This window comes from Brevibacterium daeguense (genome assembly GCF_021729135.1).
GTDB lineage: Bacteria > Actinomycetota > Actinomycetes > Actinomycetales > Brevibacteriaceae > Brevibacterium > Brevibacterium daeguense.
In genome coordinates, this window is sequence record NZ_JAJTWW010000008.1 from 113292 (window position 1) to 133328 (window position 20037).

Genomic DNA, 20037 nt, shown 5'->3' on the forward strand with positions numbered 1-20037 from the left:
GGACAGCGCAGCCGCGGACGCGACGCGGGGTGAGAAGGTGGCCCCGTGCAGAATGGACGTCATGACGTCAACCGCGAAGACCGAGGCTCCCGTCCAGCGCGTGACCGACACCGCTCTGATCTTCGAGGGCGGCGGCATGCGCGCTTCCCTGACCTCCGCAGTCGTGGTGGCCCTGCTCAAGGCGGGCATCCACTTCGACTACGTCGTCGGGATCTCGGCCGGCGCCTCGAACCTCGCCAACTACCTCTCGTGCGACCCGGTTCGGGCCCAGCGTTCCTTCGTGCACTTCGCCGCAGACCCGAAGTTCGGTGACATGCGCACCTTCCTCCGCGGGGACGGACTGTTCAATGCGCGCTACATCTATCAGGAGACCGGGCTGCCCGATCAGGCGCTTCCCTTCGACTGGGAGACGTTCCGCGCGAATCCGGCGGAGTTCCGGATCGGCGCGTTCGCGGCAGAAACGGGTCGCGAGGTGTTCTTCAGCCGCGAGGACGTCCCGGAGATGGCCGATCTGATGATCCGGGTGCGCGCCTCGTCGACGATGCCCGTGCTGATGCCGCCCGTGCGGATCGGCGACGAGACCTTCGTCGACGGGGCGCTCGGGGCGGACGGCGGAATCGCACTCTCGCAGGCTGAAAAGGACGGCTGCGAGAAGTTCTTCGTCGTGCTGAGCCAGGAGCGCTCTTACATCAAGCAGCCGCAGCGCTTCCCCGGGTTCTACCGGCAGTACTTCCGCAGGCATCCCGCCATCGCCGACGCTCTCACCACTCGGTGGAAGCGCTACAACGACACCCGTGAACGGCTGTTCGAACTCGAGCGCGCAGGACGCGCCCACCTGTTCGTCCCGGAGGTCATGCCGGTGGGCAACGGCGAGCGGAGCCTGTCCAGGCTCGCGGCCAGTCACCGGCTGGGCCTGTCGCAGTCCCGCCGGGAGCTGCCCGCCTGGCGCGAGTTCCTCGGGCTGGCCTGAGCCGGGCTCAGTCGTCCGCGGCTTCGAGGTACATCCAGCGTCCCGCCCGGCGGACGAAGACCGACCGCTCGCTGAGCCGGCCCGTTCCCGAGGCGTCCCGCCAGTCGGCCGTGAATGTCACGGTCCCCTCGGTGTCGTCCGGCCCTCCCCCGGAGGCGTCCTCGACGGTGAGGCCCAGCCATCTCGTCGTCGGATCCGACAGCCTCCCGCGCGGCCGGGTCCGCGGATGCCAGGTGCGGAACAGATGGTCGTCGTGGTGCAGGACGAAGGCGGTGTATCGGGAGCGCATGAGCGCCTCGGCCGTCTCCGGCCAGACAGTGCCGTCCAGCGCAGGTCCGCAGCAGTCGGCGAGGACGGCACCGGCGGGCAGCCCGCCGCAGGGACACGTGCCCGAGTGATCGGCGATCATCGTCCTCCTCGTTTCGGTCGTCTACGCTGACCCTATGTCGACAACGCTCCGCAGCACGACCTGTCCCGAACCTCTCGGCACCCCTGCCGCTGGAGCCGTCCGATGAGCGGCGGTCTGGTCGCTCTGCTCGACGACGTCGCCGCCCTGGCACGGTTGGCGGCGGCGAGTGCGGATGATGTCGCAGCCGGCGCCGCCAAGGCCAGCGCGAAGGCAGCCGGAGTGGTGATCGACGATGCCGCGGTGACTCCGCAGTACGTCCAGGGGGTCACTCCCAACCGGGAGCTGCCGATCATCAAGCGGATCGCGTTCGGCTCGGCGCGCAACAAACTCCTCATCATCCTGCCGGTGCTGCTGATCCTCAGCCAGTTCGTGCCCTGGATCCTGACGCCGATCCTGATGCTCGGCGGCACCTACCTGTGCTTCGAGGGCGCGGAGAAGGTCTGGGAGAAGCTGCGCGGCCATCACGCCGAGAAGGGCGAACCGGCTGTCGTCCGGGGCAAGACGGCCGAGGACGCGGTGGTCAAGGGCGCGATCACCACCGACTTCATCCTCAGCTGCGAGATCATGGTGATCTCCCTCAACGAGGTCGCCGACCAGGCGCTGCTCAGCCGCGCGATCATCCTCGTGGTGGTGGCGATCGGCATCACGGTGCTCGTCTACGGCGCAGTCGCCCTCATCGTGAAGATGGACGACATCGGCCTGGGCCTGACCCAGAAGGAATCAGCCGGGAAGCAGCGGTTCGGCAGACTCCTCGTCGCCGGCATGCCGCGGGTGCTCGACTTCATCTCGATCGTCGGCACCTTCGCCATGCTGTGGGTGGGCGGGCACATCATCCTCGTCGGCCTCGACGAGCTCGGCTTCACCGTCTTCTACGACTTCGTCCATCTGCTGGAGGTGCCGGCAGCGGCGGTGCCGGTGGTCGGCGGTCTCCTCGGCTGGTTGGTCAACACCTTCTTCTCGCTGATCCTCGGCTTCATCTGGGGAAGCATCATCGTGGCGGTCCTCCATGTGCTCCCCTTCGGCCGGAAGCACGAGCGCAGTGAGTCCGACACGGGCAGCGTGGCTGCCGGCAGTGGCGAGGCCGGCCCCGGGAGCACCGGATCCGGCAGGACCGGCGGGAGCACCGGGCGGCCGGACCACGCAGGCTGACCCGAGCCGGATTCCATCCAGCGTTCTCAGCTCGAGGTCGCGCGAGCGCTGGCCCGCTGCAGGGCCTCGACCAGCTCCTCCTTGTTCATCTTCGATCGTCCCGCGATGTCGAGCTTCTTCGCCAGCCCGTAGAGATGCTCCTTCGACGCGTTGGCGTCGACGCCTCCGTAGGTGGGCGCATCGTTGCGCCCGCCCTTCTCCGCACTCGGATCCGACGGGCCGGACTCGGATTTCTGCTCCCAGTGATCGCCGACCTTCTCATGAGTGTGCTTGACCGCCGCCCAAGCGGTGGCCGCGACCCGCGAAGGGTCGTCATACTGCTCCTCCGCGGAGTCGTAGGCCTTGGCGAAGGTGTCCTGCGCCTTCCGATCGGACTTCTTCAGAGTGTCGGGCAGCTCGCTCTGCTTCGCCCTGCCCGACTTGTTCGTCTTCGGCATCACAGCTCTCCTTCTGCTCGTCCTGCAATCGTAGGAATCACCGACTGCGGTGTACAGAGGCTCCTGACCAGGCACTGCAGCTCCTTCGTCCCAGACGAGCCGGCCGTCATCGCCGCGCCGCGCGCCCTCGCTGCCGGTGTGCGCAGTCAGCGCGCCGGTGTGCATGAGGTGGAGCACCTCGACGCCGGATTCCAGCAGGACGACGTCGGAGATCATGCGTCGATGGCAGCGCCACCACACGGCTTCCGAGCACATCACGGCCGTTCTGGTGCGGTGGACATCGGCGAGCAGGTCGGGCAGCGCGGCTCGGAAGTCCTCGGATCGGGTCCACGCGGCATAGCCGCGGAACGCCTTGACCCGCCACCAGGTGTCGGGCGACGCCTCGTCCTCGGCCTTGGTCAGGTTTCGCCGGCCGCCGAGGCGCTGGTCCCATCGGTATCCGACGCCGAGTCTTTCGAGCAGATCCGGGATGGCGCCTCTGGCCGCGGCCTCGTTGGCCCGGCTGCCGGGAAAGCGCCGGACGTCGACGACGAGTTCGATGTCCGCACCGCGGACCAGTTCGCCGAGCTCGTCAGCGTCGAGGCGGCCATGACCGAAAGTCAGCAGCGGTGCCGGCACGGTGGCATCCCCCTCCTCGCACTGTCCCGCCTGGGCCCCTCCTCACCGGGGCCGGGCCCTTGGCAGGGTTGTCCGTCGAACGTAGCATGAGCGGCAGACCCGGTGCGGTGCACGCAGGCAGGAGGGCAGGACGGTGAACTCGGACGAGACGTCGGGCTCGGACCACCCGCGCGGCCCGGTGAGCCGGCGGGCAGCGAAGCCGGCCACCGTCCCGAAGATTCGGCAGGTGATGAGCGAGCTCGGCCGGGTTCCGTTCCTGCCCGAATCGCAGCACCGGTTCGCGGATGCCGATGTGCCGCTGCCGATCGGCTACGGCCAGACCAACTCGCAGCCGTCGACGGTGGCCGCGATGATCGAACTCCTCGAGGTCGTGCCCGGCACCAGAATCCTTGACATCGGCTGCGGCTCCGGGTGGACCACCGCGATCCTCGCGCGGCTGACGGGCGAATCCGGCGAGGTGATCGGAGTGGAGCGGATTCCGGAGATCACCCGTCGCGCTCGCGCTGCCGTCGCTGCCCAGGGCATGGGCTGGGCCGAGGTGCGCCAGGCTGTTCCAGGAGTCTTCGGGCTGCCGGAAGATGAGCCGTTCGATCGGATCCTGGTGTCTGCGGCGGCCGACACGCTGCCGACCGAGCTGCTCGATCAGCTGGCGCCCGGGGGAATCCTCGTGATCCCCGTGGGTACTCACATGCGCCGCCTGCGCAAGCGTCCCGATGGTCAGGTCGAGGACACCAGGCACGGTCTCTACACCTTCGTCCCGCTGATCCGGGACGAGGCGAAGGACCGCGGACGGGACCCTATTTGAGCAGGCGGTCCATTCGGCGGTCGGACAGCCTCTTGCCGCCGGTCTGGCAACCGGGACAGTACTGCATCGACCTCTCCGAGAAGGACACCTCGGCGATCGACGTGCCGCAGACGGGGCACGGCTCACCCGTGCGGCCGTGGACCTGCAGACCCTTCTGCTTGGCGGCCTTGATCCTGCCCGGCGGCAGGCCGATCAGAGCCTCGCGCGCTGCGCCGAGGAGCCGGCGCAGCGCGTCGTGGACCGGCTCCGGTTCGACAGTGTTCGCCGCCGCGTAGGGGGAGACTCGGGCGAAGTGGAGAATCTCATCCGAGTAGGCGTTGCCGATCCCGGCGATCAGGTGCTGGTCCTGCAGGACCGTCTTGATGCGCGCTCGGGAGCCGGCGAGCACCGCGGCGAACTGGTCGAGGCTGATCGTCAGAGCGTCCGGACCCAGCGCTGCGATCGCGGGAACCTCCGCCCGGTCCTGAACGACGTAGGCGGCCGCGTTCTTCTTGCTGCCTTCCTCGCGCAGGTCGAATGCGGCGCCGGAGGCGAGGTGCACGCGCATGCCCAGAGGCCCGCGTCCCATCTTCACCCGGCTGCTCGGCGCCTGCTGGTGCCAGACGATCCAGCCTCCGCGGGCGAAGCCGAAGACGAGCTCGAGTCCGTCGAACTCCAGCACCAGGCGCTTGCCGGCCCTGCTGACGCCCGTGAGCTCCAATCCGTGCAGCGCTTCGAGCGGAGGCTCGAACGTCTTGAGCAGGCTGAGCTCCGCGACCTCGGTCGCGGCGATGAAGTCGCCGACGGCTTCTGCGGTGAAGAAGGCGGCCAGCGCATCGATTTCGGGAAGCTCCGGCATGGCACCATTATGCGCGACGCTCGCAGCTGCCGGGTAGATCCTTGCGGGTGTCAGCAGGTGGTGATCGTACAGGACAAGTTGAGAAGCCCGCCCAACCCGAAGCGTCGCTTCGCCGCGCCAGTCTCCCTGCGGCGTCGGCTCCCGGTCGCCGGCCCCGGGGTGACTCCATGAGCCGTGAATCCCGTTCCTCTGTTGCGGTGTCTGCCGCTCGGGCTACCGTGGATCCATGATGAACAGCGACTCGCACGGGCAGACTCGCGGATGAAGGCTGTCAGCGTCGTCGTGACGGGGAACGTGCAGGGCGTGTACTTCCGCGACACCTGCCGACAGGTCGCCCGCCGCCACTCGGTGCGGGGCTGGGTGCGCAATCGGGAGGACGGATCGGTCGAGGCCGTCTTCGCAGGCTCCGACGACGCCGTCGATGCGCTCGTCGACTGGAGCCGGATCGGTCCTGATGCCGCTGTCGTCGAATCAGTCGTCACCGAGCCTCTCGTCCAGTTCGACCAGTCCGACCTTCCGGCCGAGTTCGAGGTCCGCTGAGACTTTCGAGTGCGCTGATCACCTCTGTCGTGCCGGCAGCTGTCAGGTCATACTGTCTCCATGGCTGACGAGGTCTTCCACGCTGATCCCGAGCATTCGGGGGTGATCGGGCAGATGCTGCACGACTTCAACGCCGAGTTCGGCGCCCCCGGCCCCGGCGCCGAGGAATTCGCCCACCGGTTCAGTCACCTTCTCACTCGCGATGACGTCATCGTGCTGCTCTCCGGTCGTGTCGATCGACCCACAGGTCTGGCTTTCCTGACGCTGCGACCGAGCCCCTACTTCGACGGTCCCCTGGCCCAGCTCGAGGAGCTCTACGTCGTGCCCGAGCTGCGAGATCACGGGATCGGCACCGCCCTGCTCCGCGCTGCCGTCGCGACGGTCCGCGAACGCAATGCCGGCGAACTGCACATCAACGTCGACGAGGTCGACGTCGACACCCGCCGCTTCTACGAACGCCACGGCTTCACGAACATCGAGCCGGGCCAGGATCACCGCATGCTCTTCTACATCCGGGAACTGTGAAGCCACAGCCAGACGGGTCCGAAGGTGACACAATGATTGGCATGCCGCACGAACTTCACCTGTCCGGCGACCGCGACGCCGATGCGCTGCTCGCCCGCAATCCCTTCGCCCTGCTCATCGGCATGCTGCTCGACCAGCAGGTCACCATGGAATCCGCCTTCGCGGGACCCGCCAAGCTGGAACAGCGGCTGGGACGGCTGGATCCGGAGATCATCGCCGGTCACGACCCGGAGGGGCTTGTCGAGGTGTTCGCGCAGTCCCCTGCCGTGCACCGGTTCCCCAAATCGATGGCCGGCCGCGTGCAGAACCTCGCGCAGGTGATCGTCGACGACTACGGCGGCCGCGCAGAGGCGCTGTGGACCGACGGCGCGCCCGACGGTCGGGAGATCCTCAAGCGACTCAAGGCCCTGCCCGGATTCGGCGCCCAGAAATCGCAGATCTTCCTGGCCCTGCTCGGCAAGCAGTTCGCTCTCGAGGCCGACGGCTGGCGCGAGGCAGCCGGCGACTACGGGGACCCGGAGGCCCGGCGATCCATCGCCGACGTCACCGACGAGCAGTCGCTGGCGGAAGTGCGCGCGTTCAAGAAGCAGATGAAAGCGCAGGCGAAGGCCGCGAAGAAGTCGTGAGCACGGACGAGCCCTCCGGAGCCGCGAGCCTGCCGGATCCGGAGCACCTGTTCGACGTCGTCGTCATCGGTGCCGGCCAAGCGGGGCTGGCAGGTGCTCACGGCCTGGTGCGGGCGGGCCTGCGCGCCGGTTCCGACTTCCTCGTCCTCGACGGCAACGAAGGACCGGGTGGGGCGTGGCGCCATCGCTGGGACTCGCTCACGCTCGGCCGCGCACACGGCATCGCCGACCTGCCCGGGTCTGAGCTGGGCGAGCCGGATCCGGAGGTTCCCGCCTCCCGGGTGGTGGCCGACTACTACGGTCGCTACGAGCACGACTTCAGCCTTGCTGTCGTGCGCCCCGCACGCGTGAATGCAGTCGTCTCCGACACCGCGGAGGAGCGCAGCGGACCTCTGCGCATCGAGTTCGATCTGCGCGGTGAGCCCACGTCGGTGCGAACACGCTATGTCCTCAACGCCACCGGCACCTGGACCCGCCCGTTCGTCCCCTATATCCGCGGAATCGATTCCTTCGAGGGCCGGCAGCTGCACACGGTCGGCTATCGGCGTGCCGAGGATTTCGCCGGCCGGCGCACGCTCGTCGTGGGCGGCGGGCTCTCCGCGGTGCAGTTCCTCCTGGAGCTCGGTCCTGTCACCGAGACGCTGTGGACGACGCGCCGGCCGCCGAACTTCAGCCCGGTGGCCTTCAACACCCAATGGGGGCGCGACGTCGAGGCTGCCGTCCGCGAGCGCACGGAAGCCGGGCAGAATCCTGCCAGTGTCGTCCGCACCACCGGCATCCCCCAGCTGCCCGAGTACATGAGAGCGGTTGAGGACAGAATTCTCGTCAGCCGAGGCATGATCGATGAGATCCATCCCTCCGGCGTGCACTTCCCCGGAGCAGCAGAGGCCCAGGCACAGGCCGCCGCTCTTCCCGGAGGGGCCGGCGGACTCGGTCCCTCGGCCGCGCGCGAGCTGCAGGTGCCGGAATCGTGGCAGCCCTTCCCACAGCCTCGGTTCGAGGAGGTCGACGTGATCTTCTGGAACACCGGGTTCAGGGCGGCGCTCGACCACCTCGCTCCCCTGGAGCTGCGCGAGCCCGGCGGCGGGATCACAGTCCGCAACGAGGTCGAGGTCGTCGTCGACTCCCGCGTGCTGCTCGTCGGCTGCGGCTCCAGCGCCTCGACGATCGGCGCCACCCGGGCCGGGAGGCGCGCGTCGCGGGTGGCCCTGAAGCGCCTCGGGCTCAGATAGCGCGACCGCGCTCGGGAGCGGTCCCACCCGAGGACCTCGTGCGCTGGGCTGCCAGATACGAGGCCGGGCTCTGCCCGATGCTGCCGGTGAAGTCACGCGTCAGATGCGCCTGGTCGGCGTAGCCGAGGCGGGCGGCCAGCTCCGCCCAGTCGATGTGGTGGCCGTCCCGTGCGGCTTCGGCGGCGTCGAGCAGTCGGTACCGTCGGATCACCCGGGTCGGGGACACACCGGCGTATCGCAGGAACGTCCGCTGCAGGGTCCGCGGAGACACTCCGGCCAGAGCCGCCAGCTCTTCGACCCGGACCAGCTCGCGGTCGTATTCGGCTGCCGCGGCGACGCGGGCGACTTCTCGTGCGGTGCTGATCGTGTCGCCGGATCGAGTCGCCAGCCGGTCGATCATCCACCCGGTGAGGAGCATCCGCGCCTCCTCGATGCCCGCTTCGGCGATCCTGTCCACGAGTGGTGAGACATCGGCGTCGAAGAGCTCTTCCGCCGGGACCTCGACGTCATTGATCGAGGCGACATCGTCCCACCATGCACCGAATCCGCCGACGGTCGTGCGAACCGCCAGATTCCAGCCGCTGCCGCTGAGCACCCGGGTCGTCAGTCCGGTCGTGACCCCGCTGACGTACATCCGCAGCGGATACGGCCCCGGCGGTGGGTCCGGGCCGGCGGGCGGGGCAGGGCCGACGCTGATGTTGACCGCGGTGTGGGCGAGCACATCCTGCCGGTGCTCCTCCCCGGGCGGCAGGTCCCAGGCGACGAACCACACGTGGGCGGCGAGTCCTGCGAGCTCCGACGGCGCGGCGGAGCGCTGGAAGTCGACGCGGCGCAGCATCGCGCGCGGGGACATGATGCCCCGCGTATCGTCAGGCGGGACCTGCTCGATCACGCTCACACGGTAGCAGGCCGCCTGGGCACCCGCCGATCAGTCATCCTGCTGCGATCGAACCCGATACCCGACACCCCGGTGGTCCTCGGCGAGATGCGGCCCCGCCCCCATGATCTGCTCGCGCACGGTGGCTCCGATCCGCGGCTCCTGCAGCAGTCCGCGCCGACGCAGCTCGGGCGAGACGAAGCGGCCGAACCGCTCCAGGTCTGCAGGGCGGACGGCGGCCGAGATGTTGAAGCCGTCGATTCCGGCCTCGTCCATCCACCGTTCGAGTTCGTCTGCCACCGTTGCGGGAGATCCGGTGATCACCGGACCGCGCCCGCCGATGGCCACGAACTCTGCCAGGTCCCGGACCGTCCAGGTGCGGTCGCCGGCCAGTGTGGTGAAGGATGCGAGCGCGGACTGGTTCGCATCGGTGGCCACGTGTTCCAGGGGCGAGTCGGGCTCGGCACCGGAGAGGTCCACGCCGGTCCAGCCGCCGAACAGCGCAAGTGCCGACTCCGTGTCCACGTACTCCGTGTACTCTGCCAGCCGTTCCTGGGCCGCCTCGTCCGTCTCGTCGACGATGACGGTGGCGAGCGTGAACATCTTCACCGCGTCCCGGGATCTGCCCCGCATCTGAAGACCGTCGCGCACGCCGTCCGCCCACCCGCGCACGAGCTGCGGGGTCCCGCCGGAGAAGAAGATCGCCTCGGCATGGTCGACGGCGAACTGCTGGCCGCGCTTGGAGGCTCCGGCCTGGAACAGCAGCGGGGTGCGCTGCGGACCCGGCGCGGCCAATGCCTGCCCGGGCACCGAGAAGTAGCTGCCTGCGTGGCCGATCGGGTGGACCTTCGCCGGATCGACGAACACGTTGGCTGCGGCGTCGGCCGCGACGGCACCCGGCTCGAAGGAGCCTTCGAAGAGCTTGTACATCACCTCCATGTACTCATCGGCCCGGTCGTAGCGCTCATCGTGCGGGATCTGCCCTTCCATACCGAGGTTCCTGGCGGCCGAGTCCTGGTAGCTGGTGACGATGTTCCAGGCCACCCGCCCGTTCGTGAAGTGGTCCAGCGTGCTCAGCGTGCGCGCCAGCAGATACGGCTGCTCGTAGGTCACGGAGGCGGTGACGCCGAAGCCCAGGCTCTGTGTGACGGCCGCCATCGCCGGCACCGCCACGAGCGGGTCGAGCAACGGGAACTGCACTCCCCCACGCGCGGCGGCATCGGCGCTTCCGCCGTACACGTCGTAGACCCCGGGGATGTCAGCCAGGAACAGGGAGCTGAAGCCGGCGCTGTCGAGTGTGCGGGCGAGGTCCGTCCAGTACGACAGCGAGGTGTAGTCGGCCACCCGGGCGCCGGGATGGCGCCACAGTCCGGGTGACTGGTGGACCGGGACCATCATGTCGAAGGCGTTGAGCAGGATCGGGCGGGGTGATGTGCTCATGCCTTCTCCTTCCCGCTCGCGTCGCCGATCGCGCTGAGGCCTTCCGGCAGGGTGCCGTTGATCCAGTAGTCGCCCAGTGCCCGTGCTCGGAAGGCGATCGGGTTGTGGGTGGCGACGGTCTGCGCGTTGCGCCAGTGACGGTCGAGCGCCTTCCCGGTCGACGTCGCCGAGGCGCCCACAGTCAGGAACAGGTCCTGCGCCGCTCCCAGCGCAAGCTCCGGCACAGTGACCTGCGCATGCTCGACGGCGATCTCCGACCAGTGCAGCGCCTCGGGCACGGCGCCCTGGTAGTCGGGGCGATCCGCACCCGCTGCGATGGCCGCGTCGATCCCGGCATCCAGTGCGCGTGCGGCGTGGAGCACGGTCGCCTCGGCGGAGAACGCCTTGGCCGCGATCCGCCCGGTCGCCTCCTGGATCAGTGGATCCTCGCGGAACGGCAGCCCTGAGCCGGTGTTGAAGGTGCGTCTGCGGGAGGCGATGGTGGTGGCGGCGTCATGCCGGGCGGCGTGCGCGATGCCGGCGAGCACGGCCAGCAGCACCAGTTGGAAGAATGCGGCCTCGTGGACCGCCTCGGGCGTGCCCGCCACCCGGTCGAGGATCGCGTCCTCGGCCACCGGAACGCCGGCGAAGGTGGTGGTCCCCGTGCCGGTGAGCCGCTGCCCGAAGCCGTCCCAGTCATCGTCGATCGTCACTCCCGGCGCGTCGGTGGCGACCACGGCGAACTGCCGTCCGTCGCGGCCCTCGACTGCGGCAGAGACTCGGGTGTAGTCGGAGAAGATGGTGCCGGTCGAATAGAACTTCTGGCCGGACAGCACCGCTCCGGCATCCGTGTGCTCCAGCACGGTGTTGAGGCTGCCGAGCGCATTGCCCCCCTTCTCGGTGGAGGCATTGCCGACGGTCAGGCCGGCGAGCACTCGCGGGTACCAGACCTGCTGTATCCGCGGGGGCTGGAACCGCAGCGACTCGAGGAAGCCGAAGTGAGACCGGTAGAGGTGGGCGATATTCGAATCGGACCGGGCGAGGTCGATGAGCAGCCGGGTGCAGGTCTCGATGCTCGCACCGGGACCGCCGTGCTCGGCGGGAACCCTGAGTGTGCCGAACCCTGCTTCGTCGAGCCGCCGCACCTCGGCGAAGGGCAGCTCACGATTGCGCTCCCGGCGCAGAGCGCCCCGGGCGATCTCATCGAACAGGGGGTGGAGGATCTCCGCGAGCGCGTCGTAATCCGCCGGAAGGACCGCAGAGGGGGCCGATTTCGGAGTCCTCGTCCGCGAGGTCCCCTGGGAGGAGGTGACCTGCTGTGCGATGTCGGCTGTCATGAGCGAATCCCTTTCGTCGAGGCAAGAACGCGCAGCAGCGCGTGTGCATACCTCGTGGAATCTAGCCAGCGGCAACGGCTCCGGGTGTAGTCGTCGTCACAGTTCGTCACCTCGGTGAGTGATATGACACGCCCGAATGTGAGCCGGTCAACAGCGCTGGCGCCGCCAGTCTGAGATGGTGGACGGGATGTCCGAAAGTCTTGTCTGGTATGTCAGCTATGGATCCAACATGTCCCGGGGTCGCCTGGGCTGCTACATCGGGGGCGGCTGCCCACCGGGAGCAGCGGTGACCTATCTGGGAGCCCGCGACTCCACTCCGCCGCGCGCCGAGGCCGGCGTCGCATTGCCCGGCCGGCTCTACTTCGCCGGCGATTCCCACGTCTGGGGCGGCGGTGTGGCCTTCTACGACCACGATGTGCCGGGTCCCACTCCCGCCAAGGCGTATCTCGTCACCACCGAGCAGTTCTCGGATATCGCCGCGCAGGAGATGCATCGGCTCCCCGACCCCGACGACCCTCTCGAAGAGGTCCTCATGGGCATTCCGGAGGGCGGCCGCCATCGTGCCGGGCCGGGTCACTATGAGACGCTCATCGATGTCGGCCGGCGGGACGGGCTTCCGATGCTGACCTTCACGTCGCCGCATGGAGCCGGCGCTGTCGAGCACACCGAGCCAAGCGAGGCCTACCTGGCGATGATCGCCAACGGGCTCCAGGAGGCTCACGGCTGGCACGAGGCCGAGGTGACGGAGCACCTGCGATCCCTCGTCGCCGCCTGAGCCGTTTCGGCGCTTGAGCCGGTCCCGCCGAGGAGCCGGTTCCCGCGGTGAGCCCGCCTCGAAGCCCCTGCAAATCCGTCAGTCCCTGGAATCCGTCAGTCCTCGAGCACGGGTCGCTCTCGCCCATCCTCCACGATGTAGGTTCCCTGCCGCAGCTCCCCGGGAGTGGCCTCGATGTAGAGGCCGCCGGCTGCGGTCGTCCGCGTCGTGATGGGCCGGAAGCTTCGCGGCGGCCCGTCCTCGGCGAACAGCCGTTTCCCCGCGCCCACGGTGACCGGGAAGATCACCAGCCGGTACTCGTCGATCAGACCGGCATTGTGCAGCGACCGGGCCAGCTGCCAGCTCCCGTGCACCTGCAGCTCTCCTGTCCCGGACTCCTTGAGGGCGCGGATGGCGGGCAGCGGATCCGAGCCGGAGATCAGGTGCGAGCTCTCCCAGCCGGGTTCGAAGCCGTCATGGGCGACCACGTACTTGGGGCTGTGGTTGAGCACGCGGGCCACCGGGTCGGTGTCGTCGACGTGCGGCCAGAACTCGCGGAACATCTCGAACGTGGTCCGGCCCAGCAGCACGGCGCTGGTCTTCGCGAACCAGGAGTCGACGATCTCGCCGAAGCCCTCGTCCGTATAGGGGACCGTCCAGCCGCCGGCAGAGAACCCGCCGGAAGTATCCTCATCCTTCCCGCCGGGCCCCTGCATCACGCCGTCGAGTGTCATGAATGTGTGCAATGTCAGCAGCATCGGTCCACCTCAGCCTTCGGGCATCTGGGAGGACATCCAGAGGATCTCCCACTGATGTCCATCCGGGTCGAGAAATGTCCGTCCGTACATCAGGCCGGCGTCGATCATCTCCTGCGCGGGGTCGGGATCGGACGGCGGCACCTCGGTGCCGCCGGCTGAGAGCGCGGCGCCGACGAACTCGTCAACCGCTTCCAGGGAGTCGGCATCGAGGCAGATCAGACAGCCGCTGCTCACCGAGGTGTCGGCGATGTCCCTGCCCGACGGGAGGAACTCCCGGTAGAAGTCGCGCTGCAGCAGCATCGCCACCACATGTTTGCTGAACGCCAGGGCGACCGCGTTCTCATCCGAGTAGGCCTCCGAGATGCGGACTCCGACGTCTGACCAGAATCTGCGAGCCGCGGCAGCGTTGCGGATGGGGAGATTGAGGTACATGGCCGTGCCGATGGTCTGAGTCAAACCTGATCCAGTCATGCATTGACAGTACGAATCCGAAGCGCCGCTGCACGACTCCTATTCTGCTCATCGCCAGGGCTGACGACTCACTCTGCGGCGTCGAGGACTGCCGGCAGTGCGGTGAGCAGCGGAGGAGCCCCCTGCTGGGCGAAATCGAGCACGAGGTCACGGTGCTCACCGTCCCGAACGGCCGGCCCGGACGCGGCCACCACCTGGATCGCGGGAGTGAGGTGCTCGTGCGGTCCTGCATCGCGGGGGAAGGCGGCGGCCAGCAGCCAGCGGCCGGCCGCGGGAATCCGCAGCGTGAACCCGCCGTCTCCGAAGCGCAGCACGCCGGTCAGCGGACGCCGGGCGGGGCGCGGCGATGCGAACAGTCCGACCCAGATCTGGGGCAGCGGGCCGAGCACGGTCCGCGCCCGCTCGGTGAGGGCGACGGTGCCCGTCATCGTGCCGACGACGTCGGGGGCGTCGAGCGTGTACGCGTGCAGCGTCCGGTCGGCGATGCTCTCGGAGAGCCTGCGGATCCCCCCGGGTGAAACCCCCACCTCCAAGGTGAAGCGCCTGGTGAAGGTGCCCAGCGAGGAGAACCCGACCGCACAGCAGATATCGCTCACCGTGTGGTCGGATCCGACCAGCAGCTCCTTGGCGCGCTGGAAGCGCTGCGCCGCCAGGTACTGCACCGGCGAGCACCCGAAGGCCCGCGCGAACAGGCGCGTGAAATGGAACTCGCTGTAGCCCACGTGGTCGGCGATGTCTGCCACCGACAGGGGTTCGGCGAGGTTGTCGCGCACGAAGAGCGCCGCCGCATGGGCGGCGTCGGCGTGCTGCAGCGTGCTGGGCATTGCGCCTCCTCATCGAAGCAGCCCGATCAGCGAACGAACATGCCTTCCCAGTGTGCCACTCGATCCCGGCGGAGAACAGCACCAGCCGGCGCTATCTGCTACCCAGGGGTTGCATAACGAACGAGTCAGTGCAACTATGGAGTTGCGGTCAAAGAAGACGATGCAGTGCCAGAGGAGGCAGACATGGCAATCGCAGATCGGATCGAGCGTCGCACGGAGATCTCGGCTCCGGCCCGAACGGTGTGGGAGCTGATATCCGAACCGGGATGGTTCATCAACGACGGCGCTCTCGTCGAGCACCGACTCGACGACCGCGGGGACGGTGTGACTGCGGTCCACGATCCCGTGCACGGCGAGTTCCTCATCAGGACGGAGACCCTGGACCCGCCCCGGTACGCGGCATTCAGATGGATCGCGGAGCCGCCTGACCCGGACCACGACCCGGCCGGCTCAGGCGCGGACGGAGCCGACCGCGGCGCCCCCGGTCAGTCGGCTCCCCCGCCCTCGACCCTCGTCGAGTTCTGGATCGAGGAGGCCGGGGATGCGACATGCACCCTGCGCGTCGTCGAGAGCGGATTCTCGTCCCTGCCCGGGAGCGAGGCCGAGCGTCGCAGGCAGGTCGAGGAGAACACGCAGGGCTGGGAGGAGGAGCTCGCACTCGCTCGCGCGCACGCGGAGCGTGCCTCGCAGCAGGAGGAGGTGCGCTGATGAGCCGGCTGTCGCCCGTCGAGCTGTCCGAGGCATTCGCCGCCCTCGGCGATCCGACGCGGTGGACCGTCCTGGTGAGGCTGTCGCAGGAGCCGCGCTCCGCCTCGGCGCTGGCCCGGGACCTGCCGATCAGCCGACAGGCGATCGCCAAACACCTCGCGGTGCTGCGGGAGTCGGGTCTGATCGCGACCGAGCGCCGAGGACGCGAAATCGTCTATCTGCCGCTGGGCTCGCGACTCAGCGCCCTCGGCGACGACCTCATCCGCCTCGGCGAGACCTGGGATCGCCGATTGGCGGCCATCAAGCGGGCAGCTGAGTCTTCTCCCTGATCTGCCGCTGGATCCGCGCCAGCATGCCGCTGAGCCCGCGCAGGCGCAGCGGGCTCACCGAGTTCTCCAACGACAGCCGCAGGGGCAGCTCGGCCGGGACGGACAGCACGGTCGCAGCCGGCCGGCCGTCGAGGCCCTCGTGGAGGATGCCCGCGAATCCGCGGGTGGTGGGAGCCTCGGCGGGAGCGCTGAAGTGCAGCCGCACCGTCGACTCCGGGTCGTCGGCGACCTCGGTGACGAGGAAGATCGGCGACTGGCACTCCGGGACGGGCTCCAGCAGCTCGGGATGCTCGGAGTAGCGCGCCGGCAGGTCCGGCAGCTCGTTGCTGAACTCCAACAGCAGCTGCAGCCGGTCCGGCTCCGCCATCGCGGCGAAGTCGTCGGCGATCTCCTGCAGTCCGCCGGGCAGGGGTGACGTGTCGGTGCTCATCGTGACGGCGCCTCCCCGCGCTCCTGACCCTGCGTGATCGGCACGGCCACCGCGTTGCCCCACTCGGTCCACGAGCCGTCGTAGTTGCGGACCTTCTCGAACCCCAGCAGATGCCGGAGCACGAACCAGGTGTGGCTGGAGCGCTCGCCGATCCGGCAGTAGGCGATGACGTCGTCATCGGTCTTGAGCCCGAGGTCATCCTGGTAGATCGCGCGCAGCTCGTCGGCGCTCTTGAAGGTGCCGTCCTCATTGGCCGCCTTCGCCCAGGGCACCGAGTGCGCGGTCGGGATGTGACCACCGCGCAGGGCCCCCTCCTCGGGGTAGGCGGGCATGTGGGTCCGCTGACCGGTGTACTCCTCCGGGCTGCGAACGTCGATGAGCGGCTTCCCGAGGTGGTCGAGGACCTCCGGCAGGAACGCGCGGATCTCCTCGTCGCGGCGTTCGACGACCGGGTATTCGGACCGGTCCCGCTCAGGTGCCTCGGTGGTGGTCTCCCGGCCCTCCTCGATCCACTTGGCACGGCCGCCGTCCATCAGGCGCACGTCCTCGTGACCGAACAGGGTGAACACCCACAGCGCGTAGGCCGCCCACCAGTTGGACTTGTCGCCGTAGATCACCACGGTGTCCTCGCGCCGGATGCCCTTGGCGCCCATGAGCTCGGCGAAGCCCGCACCGTCGACGTAGTCACGGGTGACGGGATCGTTGAGCTCGGTGTGCCAGTCGATCTTCACCGCGCCGGGGATGTGACCGGTCTCGTACAGCAGCACGTCCTCATCGGTCTCGACGATCACGACGCCGTCGGTGCCGAGATTGTCCGCCACCCACTGGGTGCTCACCAGCCGCTCCGGATCTGCGTAGGATGCGAACTTCGCGGTGCTGGTGTCGGTCGGTGCTGTCACTGTTCCTCCGTGTGAGTCGGTTCTGCTCCGTCAACGATGTGTCGCCCCCACCCTATTCCCTGCGTCCGGGTCGTGATTCCCGGCGGCCGGATGAACCTAGTCGCCCCGGGTGAGGAACCAGCGCACGGTCGAGATGAATTCCTCGGGCCGCTCGGAGTGCACCCAGTGCCCGGCACCCTTGATGGAGATGCGGGTGGTGCGGGGGAAGAGCTCGCGCATGCTGTCGGCGTCCTCGTCGCGGACATAGTCCGAGTCGCCGCCGGCCACCCACAGCACCGGTCCCTCGTACTGGGCGCCGCCCGGGTCCGGGAAGCCGCCGATCTGCGGCAGCGCCCGGTACAGCATGTGCAGGTTCGGCTGCCAGGCGAACGACGACCGGCCGCTGTCCGCATCCTTCACACGGCGCAGATTCTGCAGCAGGAAGCCCCGCACCCGCGCATCGCCGATCGGCTCGGACAGCGCCTCGTCGGCATCGGTGCGGCTGTCGAGCGCCGCTAGATCGAGCGCGGAGAGGGTGCCGAGGAGGTGCTCGAACTCGCCTTCGCCGTCGTCGCGGGGAACGGGCGAGATGTCGACGACGACCAGCGCGGAGACCAGCTCGGGATGCCGCAGCGCAAGCACCATCGCGACCTTGCCGCCGAGCGAGTGGCCCACCACGGCGACGGGACCGTCGGCGGCGAAGCCGGCGCGCAGCTGCGCCGCCACGATATCGGCCGTCTCCGCGTAGTCGAAGTCCTCGGTCCATCCGGAGTCGCCGTGGTTGGGCAGGTCGACGAGGAGTGATCGGAAGTCGTCGGCGAGTGCCTTGGCGATGCTCGTGAAGTTCTTTCCGCGCCCCATCAGGCCGTGGAGGAACACCACCCTGCGGCTTCCCGCCCCGACCTCCGATGTGCTCAGACGGACGTCTTCGGCGCTATGGGACACGGATTCGCTGCTCACTCTGCCAGCGTAGCCCGAAGACTACTCGGGCGCAGTGCGCGGCCGGTCGCGGTAGGGCGAGGTCCACGACGAGCGGGCGGCGACTGGGAAGCGGCGCCCGGTGATCGAGGCCGCCTCGACGCGCACGAACGTGCCCTTCCGCCCCGCCTGCCACGGGAACAGAGGCAGGTCGAAGGAGTCGTTGAGCTCGTCGACGTCCCGCATCTGCTGCGCTCGCCCTTTGAGCACCACGCTCCAGGCCTTGCCCGACTGCTGCTCATAGCCGTCGACCTCGAAGGCGACCGGCCCTGCGAGCGCAGCCGTGAGCTTGGTGCCCGGCGCCGAGCGGAACACGACCGTTCCGCTGTCGACCACGTAGTTCACAGGGAAGATGTCGGGATGATCGTCGACGATCACTGCGAGCCGGGCGACATCCCCCGAGCGCAGCAGTTCCCAGCACTGGTCGGCGCTCAGCTCGGTGACTGCGCTGCCGGGATCATGGTGATCGGCCATTGTTCGCCTCCTGGACAAGGGGTGCGTTCCGGTCGCTGCTGCCCGTGCTGACGAGTGTAGTGCCTCGACCGTGACGATCCGGAGCGGAGAGCGGTCCGGCTCCGTGCCCTGAGAACCGGTTCCGGCAGCGGTGCCGAGGCGTCCCAGCGCCCCGGCACCGTGTGACCTTGCGAATCCCAGCCCGGTCAGAGGGCCGCGTCGAGGCCTCGCACCGCCAGCCGCTCCCGCTGGTTCGGGTTCGCCGACTCGCGGAAGGGCATCGCCACCACCTCGGCTTCGACCGGTTGCCCCGGCGCCTCCGCGTAGCGGTCCGGCAGGTGGACCCACAGCTGGGTGCCGATGTCCGCGGCCGTCACGGGAACGAAGCCCATCGCGATGTTCCCGCCGAGCTCCGGGGAGAACCACGGTGAGGTGACGTAGCCGACCGGTTCCCCGTCCCGCTCGGCGCTGATGAGCCAGAAGTCCGGGGCATAGTCGTCGATCGGCTTTCCGCCCAGCCGCATCCCCACGAGCTGCTGGGTGAACGGCGGATTCCCGGCCTCGATCGCCTCCCGTGCGGACTCGAGCGCGGCCTTGCCGATGTAGTCCGCCGCCTTCTTCCGTGGGACCTGGTAGCCCAGGTTGACCTGGAAGGGCAGGGTCTCAGCGTCCATGTCCTGTCCCCAGGACAGGATCCCGGCCGCGATCCGGCGGTGATGGGCCGGCGCGATCACCGCGAGCTGGTGGGCGACTCCCGCCTCGAGCACGGCTTTCCACAGCGCCTCGGCGTGCACCGTCGCGTCCTTGAGGTAGATCTCGTAGCCCTTCTCCCCCGAGAACCCGGTCTGCGACACGATGACCTCGCAGCCGGCGATCTGCCCGGCCAGCAGTCCGTAGGACGGCAGCTCGCGCACCTCGTCGCCCACGAGATCTGCCATCAGCGCTGTCGACTTGGGCCCCTGGATCTGGACCGGGGCGACGTCGATCTCGTTGATCTCGACGTCGAACCGGCGTCCGACGTTGACGCCCTGCAGCCAGAACATCAGGTCCGAGTCCGAGAGGCTGAACCAGAACTCGTCGTCGGCCACGCGCAGGAGCACCGGATCGTTGAGCACTCCCCCTGCCTCGTTGCACAGGATCACGTAGCGGGCGCGCATGGGCGGGATCTTCGTGGCGTCCCGCGTGATGACGAAATCGACGAACTGGGCCGCCTCCGGCCCCTTGACCTGGATCTGACGCTCGACTGCCACGTTCCACAGCGTCACGTGGTTGACCAGCGCGTCGTACTCCACCATCGCGCCGCCGTCCTCGGGCCGGACGTAGCCGCGCGGGTGATACATGCGGTTGTAGACGGAGGCCCTCCAGCACCCTGCCGCCATCGACAGGTGCCAGTAGGGCGACTTCCGGACGCGGGTGTCGATGAGCATCTCCACCGGGGTCGGGCCGGACTGGCGCAGATTGATCGGAACTCGACGGTCGGACTGGTCGACGGACGGGATGTTGGCGGTCCCGGCCGACACGGTGAAGTTGGCGGATGGGTCGTTGGCCTTCATCTGGCTCTCCTGCTGTTGTACGGGTCCCCATTGACCTGCAGGTGTGTTGCGTATTAAGAAACACGTTTCGTAATACGCTCGGGTGTGCCCAGAATAGCCCCTCGACGGCCCCACGGGGA

24 protein-coding genes are annotated in these 20037 nt (G+C 68.7%); 10 read left to right on the top strand and 14 right to left on the bottom strand.

Annotated features, from left to right (window positions below; translation table 11 throughout):
• Positions 1–61 precede the first annotated feature (61 nt).
• Positions 62–970, top strand: a complete 909-nt coding sequence (locus LXN01_RS08490; RefSeq protein ID WP_236864231.1) for a patatin-like phospholipase family protein — start codon at positions 62–64, stop codon at positions 968–970.
• A 7-nt stretch (positions 971–977) separates the two neighbouring features.
• Here the strand turns inward: LXN01_RS08490 and LXN01_RS08495 are convergent, their stop codons facing one another.
• Positions 978–1379: a YchJ family protein gene (locus tag LXN01_RS08495; protein WP_236864232.1), complete on the bottom strand. Its 402-nt coding sequence runs from the start codon at positions 1377–1379 to the stop codon at positions 978–980.
• 102 nt (positions 1380–1481) lie between these two features.
• Between LXN01_RS08495 and LXN01_RS08500 the strand changes: the two genes are divergently transcribed.
• The gene (locus LXN01_RS08500) at positions 1482–2528 is read left to right on the top strand and encodes a DUF808 domain-containing protein (protein ID WP_236864233.1); all 1047 of its coding nucleotides are present in this window, start codon (positions 1482–1484) and stop codon (positions 2526–2528) included.
• A 26-nt stretch (positions 2529–2554) separates the two neighbouring features.
• Here the strand turns inward: LXN01_RS08500 and LXN01_RS16335 are convergent, their stop codons facing one another.
• Complete coding sequence (locus tag LXN01_RS16335; protein ID WP_336885256.1) at positions 2555–3583, bottom strand: ChaB family protein; 1029 nt, start codon at positions 3581–3583, stop codon at positions 2555–2557.
• Between the two features lie 133 nt (positions 3584–3716).
• On the opposite strand from LXN01_RS16335, the gene LXN01_RS08515 reads away from it, so the two are divergent.
• Positions 3717–4388 (top strand): protein-L-isoaspartate O-methyltransferase family protein, encoded by a 672-nt coding sequence (locus tag LXN01_RS08515; protein ID WP_236864234.1) that lies wholly within the window; start codon positions 3717–3719, stop codon positions 4386–4388.
• Here LXN01_RS08515 and LXN01_RS08520 read toward each other — a convergent pair.
• The gene (locus LXN01_RS08520; RefSeq protein ID WP_236864235.1) at positions 4381–5226 is read right to left on the bottom strand and encodes a DNA-formamidopyrimidine glycosylase family protein; all 846 of its coding nucleotides are present in this window, start codon (positions 5224–5226) and stop codon (positions 4381–4383) included. The genes LXN01_RS08515 and LXN01_RS08520 overlap by 8 nt on opposite strands.
• A gap of 261 nt (positions 5227–5487) precedes the next feature.
• Between LXN01_RS08520 and LXN01_RS08525 the strand changes: the two genes are divergently transcribed.
• Genes LXN01_RS08525 through LXN01_RS08540 form a run of 4 tightly spaced genes read left to right on the top strand, consistent with a single transcriptional unit; the run spans position 5488 to position 8149 of the window.
• On the top strand, positions 5488–5766 hold the full coding sequence (locus tag LXN01_RS08525; protein ID WP_236864236.1) for an acylphosphatase: 279 nt from the start codon (positions 5488–5490) through the stop codon (positions 5764–5766).
• 60 nt (positions 5767–5826) lie between these two features.
• Positions 5827–6291 (top strand): GNAT family N-acetyltransferase, encoded by a 465-nt coding sequence (locus tag LXN01_RS08530; RefSeq protein ID WP_236864237.1) that lies wholly within the window; start codon positions 5827–5829, stop codon positions 6289–6291.
• Between the two features lie 41 nt (positions 6292–6332).
• Positions 6333–6917 (top strand): HhH-GPD-type base excision DNA repair protein, encoded by a 585-nt coding sequence (locus LXN01_RS08535; RefSeq protein WP_236864238.1) that lies wholly within the window; start codon positions 6333–6335, stop codon positions 6915–6917.
• Positions 6914–8149, top strand: coding sequence for an NAD(P)-binding domain-containing protein (locus tag LXN01_RS08540; protein WP_236864239.1), 1236 nt, complete (start codon positions 6914–6916; stop codon positions 8147–8149). The genes LXN01_RS08535 and LXN01_RS08540 overlap by 4 nt, the downstream gene beginning before the upstream one ends.
• Here LXN01_RS08540 and LXN01_RS16340 read toward each other — a convergent pair.
• The 3 genes from LXN01_RS16340 to LXN01_RS08555 are packed head-to-tail and all read right to left on the bottom strand — an operon-like array spanning position 8142 to position 11782.
• Positions 8142–9041, bottom strand: a complete 900-nt coding sequence (locus LXN01_RS16340) for a helix-turn-helix domain-containing protein (RefSeq protein ID WP_236864240.1) — start codon at positions 9039–9041, stop codon at positions 8142–8144. The genes LXN01_RS08540 and LXN01_RS16340 overlap by 8 nt on opposite strands.
• 36 nt (positions 9042–9077) lie before the next feature.
• The gene (locus LXN01_RS08550) at positions 9078–10466 is read right to left on the bottom strand and encodes an LLM class flavin-dependent oxidoreductase (RefSeq protein ID WP_236864241.1); all 1389 of its coding nucleotides are present in this window, start codon (positions 10464–10466) and stop codon (positions 9078–9080) included.
• Complete coding sequence (locus LXN01_RS08555; protein ID WP_236864242.1) at positions 10463–11782, bottom strand: acyl-CoA dehydrogenase family protein; 1320 nt, start codon at positions 11780–11782, stop codon at positions 10463–10465. The genes LXN01_RS08550 and LXN01_RS08555 overlap by 4 nt, the downstream gene beginning before the upstream one ends.
• Before the next feature lie 187 nt (positions 11783–11969).
• On the opposite strand from LXN01_RS08555, the gene LXN01_RS08560 reads away from it, so the two are divergent.
• The gene (locus LXN01_RS08560) at positions 11970–12557 is read left to right on the top strand and encodes a histone deacetylase (protein ID WP_236864243.1); all 588 of its coding nucleotides are present in this window, start codon (positions 11970–11972) and stop codon (positions 12555–12557) included.
• A gap of 95 nt (positions 12558–12652) precedes the next feature.
• Here LXN01_RS08560 and LXN01_RS08565 read toward each other — a convergent pair whose 3' ends face one another.
• The 3 genes from LXN01_RS08565 to LXN01_RS08575 all read right to left on the bottom strand — a co-directional run bounded on the left by LXN01_RS08565 (position 12653) and on the right by LXN01_RS08575 (position 14589).
• Positions 12653–13294: a dihydrofolate reductase family protein gene (locus tag LXN01_RS08565; protein ID WP_236864244.1), complete on the bottom strand. Its 642-nt coding sequence runs from the start codon at positions 13292–13294 to the stop codon at positions 12653–12655.
• A 9-nt stretch (positions 13295–13303) separates the two neighbouring features.
• On the bottom strand, positions 13304–13750 hold the full coding sequence (locus LXN01_RS08570) for a VOC family protein (protein WP_236864245.1): 447 nt from the start codon (positions 13748–13750) through the stop codon (positions 13304–13306).
• An 83-nt stretch (positions 13751–13833) separates the two neighbouring features.
• Entirely contained in the window at positions 13834–14589 is a 756-nt protein-coding gene (locus LXN01_RS08575; RefSeq protein ID WP_236864246.1) for a helix-turn-helix transcriptional regulator, read from the bottom strand.
• A 183-nt stretch (positions 14590–14772) separates the two neighbouring features.
• Between LXN01_RS08575 and LXN01_RS08580 the strand changes: the two genes are divergently transcribed.
• Complete coding sequence (locus tag LXN01_RS08580; RefSeq protein ID WP_236864247.1) at positions 14773–15297, top strand: SRPBCC family protein; 525 nt, start codon at positions 14773–14775, stop codon at positions 15295–15297.
• Complete coding sequence (locus LXN01_RS08585) at positions 15297–15626, top strand: ArsR/SmtB family transcription factor (protein ID WP_236864248.1); 330 nt, start codon at positions 15297–15299, stop codon at positions 15624–15626. Before LXN01_RS08580 ends, LXN01_RS08585 begins: the two co-directional genes overlap by 1 nt.
• Here the strand turns inward: LXN01_RS08585 and LXN01_RS08590 are convergent.
• The 5 genes from LXN01_RS08590 to LXN01_RS08610 form a co-directional block, all read right to left on the bottom strand.
• Complete coding sequence (locus LXN01_RS08590; protein WP_236864249.1) at positions 15598–16056, bottom strand: SufE family protein; 459 nt, start codon at positions 16054–16056, stop codon at positions 15598–15600. The two genes, LXN01_RS08585 and LXN01_RS08590, sit on opposite strands and share 29 nt — an antisense overlap.
• Positions 16053–16955: a sulfurtransferase gene (locus LXN01_RS08595; protein ID WP_236864250.1), complete on the bottom strand. Its 903-nt coding sequence runs from the start codon at positions 16953–16955 to the stop codon at positions 16053–16055. Before LXN01_RS08595 ends, LXN01_RS08590 begins: the two co-directional genes overlap by 4 nt.
• A gap of 96 nt (positions 16956–17051) precedes the next feature.
• Positions 17052–17894 carry an alpha/beta fold hydrolase gene (locus LXN01_RS08600; RefSeq protein WP_236864251.1) on the bottom strand — a complete coding sequence of 281 codons (843 nt, stop codon included), beginning with the start codon at positions 17892–17894 and terminating at the stop codon, positions 17052–17054.
• A gap of 21 nt (positions 17895–17915) precedes the next feature.
• Entirely contained in the window at positions 17916–18386 is a 471-nt protein-coding gene (locus LXN01_RS08605) for a pyridoxamine 5'-phosphate oxidase family protein (protein WP_236864252.1), read from the bottom strand.
• Positions 18387–18571: 185 nt separating this feature from the next.
• The gene (locus LXN01_RS08610; RefSeq protein WP_236864253.1) at positions 18572–19918 is read right to left on the bottom strand and encodes a glycine cleavage T C-terminal barrel domain-containing protein; all 1347 of its coding nucleotides are present in this window, start codon (positions 19916–19918) and stop codon (positions 18572–18574) included.
• Between the last annotated feature and the right edge of the window lie 119 nt (positions 19919–20037).

What these genes read in the sequence shown, in the direction of transcription:
- LXN01_RS08535 (WP_236864238.1), top strand. Translation starts at nt 6,333, where the DNA reads ATGCCGCACGAACTTCACCTGTCCGGCGACCGCGACGCCGATGCGCTG.
- LXN01_RS08555 (WP_236864242.1), bottom strand. Translation starts at nt 11,782, where the DNA reads ATGACAGCCGACATCGCACAGCAGGTCACCTCCTCCCAGGGGACCTCG.
- LXN01_RS08575 (WP_236864246.1), bottom strand. Translation starts at nt 14,589, where the DNA reads ATGCCCAGCACGCTGCAGCACGCCGACGCCGCCCATGCGGCGGCGCTC.
- LXN01_RS08585 (WP_236864248.1), top strand. Translation starts at nt 15,297, where the DNA reads ATGAGCCGGCTGTCGCCCGTCGAGCTGTCCGAGGCATTCGCCGCCCTC.
- LXN01_RS08500 (WP_236864233.1), top strand. Translation starts at nt 1,482, where the DNA reads ATGAGCGGCGGTCTGGTCGCTCTGCTCGACGACGTCGCCGCCCTGGCA.
- LXN01_RS08495 (WP_236864232.1), bottom strand. Translation starts at nt 1,379, where the DNA reads ATGATCGCCGATCACTCGGGCACGTGTCCCTGCGGCGGGCTGCCCGCC.
- LXN01_RS08580 (WP_236864247.1), top strand. Translation starts at nt 14,773, where the DNA reads ATGGCAATCGCAGATCGGATCGAGCGTCGCACGGAGATCTCGGCTCCG.
- LXN01_RS08525 (WP_236864236.1), top strand. Translation starts at nt 5,488, where the DNA reads ATGAAGGCTGTCAGCGTCGTCGTGACGGGGAACGTGCAGGGCGTGTAC.
- LXN01_RS08550 (WP_236864241.1), bottom strand. Translation starts at nt 10,466, where the DNA reads ATGAGCACATCACCCCGCCCGATCCTGCTCAACGCCTTCGACATGATG.
- LXN01_RS08520 (WP_236864235.1), bottom strand. Translation starts at nt 5,226, where the DNA reads ATGCCGGAGCTTCCCGAAATCGATGCGCTGGCCGCCTTCTTCACCGCA.
- LXN01_RS08490 (WP_236864231.1), top strand. Translation starts at nt 62, where the DNA reads ATGACGTCAACCGCGAAGACCGAGGCTCCCGTCCAGCGCGTGACCGAC.
- LXN01_RS08565 (WP_236864244.1), bottom strand. Translation starts at nt 13,294, where the DNA reads ATGCTGCTGACATTGCACACATTCATGACACTCGACGGCGTGATGCAG.
- LXN01_RS08590 (WP_236864249.1), bottom strand. Translation starts at nt 16,056, where the DNA reads ATGAGCACCGACACGTCACCCCTGCCCGGCGGACTGCAGGAGATCGCC.
- LXN01_RS08530 (WP_236864237.1), top strand. Translation starts at nt 5,827, where the DNA reads ATGGCTGACGAGGTCTTCCACGCTGATCCCGAGCATTCGGGGGTGATC.
- LXN01_RS08605 (WP_236864252.1), bottom strand. Translation starts at nt 18,386, where the DNA reads ATGGCCGATCACCATGATCCCGGCAGCGCAGTCACCGAGCTGAGCGCC.
- LXN01_RS08610 (WP_236864253.1), bottom strand. Translation starts at nt 19,918, where the DNA reads ATGAAGGCCAACGACCCATCCGCCAACTTCACCGTGTCGGCCGGGACC.
- LXN01_RS08560 (WP_236864243.1), top strand. Translation starts at nt 11,970, where the DNA reads ATGTCCGAAAGTCTTGTCTGGTATGTCAGCTATGGATCCAACATGTCC.